The sequence below is a fragment of the Pseudoalteromonas sp. CR1 genome (assembly GCF_019392235.1).
Lineage (GTDB): Bacteria > Pseudomonadota > Gammaproteobacteria > Enterobacterales > Alteromonadaceae > Pseudoalteromonas.
Genome location: NZ_JAHXRM010000375.1, coordinates 1 through 259, shown reverse-complemented (window position 1 = coordinate 259; position 259 = coordinate 1). Strand labels below are relative to the sequence as shown.

General features: G+C 44.4%; 1 protein-coding gene. It reads right to left on the bottom strand.

Annotation, left to right across the window (positions count from 1 at the left end; genetic code table 11):
- A partial coding sequence (locus KZZ04_RS21915; protein WP_368735909.1) for a type IV secretion system protein occupies positions 1–220 on the bottom strand: 220 nt, incomplete at its 3' end.
- Between the last annotated feature and the right edge of the window lie 39 nt (positions 221–259).

Genomic DNA, 259 nt, shown 5'->3' with positions numbered 1-259 from the left:
GCGAGAAGTTAAGCATTTTGCTGAACCAGCTCATTGTCCATTGACGCGTCTGCTCGAAAAATATGAATCCGATCAGTATTGGCAAAATGCACATAATGATCGCTGCACCAAACTTGGCAATCAGCATATTCAGGATTGCAGCGATAAAAAGAATGCAGTTAACCGCAAACAAACCGGAACCCATGATAATCATGCCGAACTGAAGCCAGCTTACGTTCATCAACGTGCTTGCAACCTGACCGACATTCACATAAAGCGC